At 35.8% G+C, this 531-nt stretch carries 1 protein-coding gene; it reads left to right on the top strand.

The window, feature by feature from the left end; genetic code table 11:
- Positions 1 to 502 (top strand): MFS transporter (locus AC1DJR_RS33070; RefSeq protein WP_477004576.1); only part of this gene is annotated, 502 nt, incomplete at its 5' end.
- Positions 503 to 531 lie beyond the last annotated feature (29 nt).

Raw genomic sequence — 531 nt, 5'->3', positions numbered from 1 at the left:
GGCATATGTAACGACTGCTTTACATAAAGGCGAAGAATGGTGGGGATATATTAATACAAGTTATTATTTCGGAACATTAATTGGCGGGCTCTTAGCATGGAAAATGAGTTCATACATTCAAAACAATTTAATACGCTCCATGGCGTTAGGCTCTCTTATGTTTAGCATCCTTACGTTTCTATATGGTGTTACAAGCAACGCATTTATCGCTCTATTTCTTTGCATTCTAATGGGACCATGCTATCAAATTAGAGATATTTCTCAAACAACGGTTTTACAATCAAGTGTCGCTCCTTCTTTATTGTCAAAAATGTATACGGCTCACGGTGCACTTCTCTCAACCGCTTCTGGTCTCTCTATGCTAAGTGTTGGTATAATTACTGATACTTTCGGTGTTCGTACTATTTATATCATCGCTTCTTTTCTTATTTTATGTTCTGCTTGTTTGTCTTTTAGCTTATTAAAATATCAGAAGACAGAGAAGCAAGATATTTCATTTTAATCTATAAAGCAAAAAGGACAGGGTTCACC

The organism is Bacillus sp. 05T31 (genome assembly GCF_056396725.1).
Note: the sequence above shows the minus strand (reverse complement) of the source record. Positions and strands in the feature narration are given on the sequence as shown.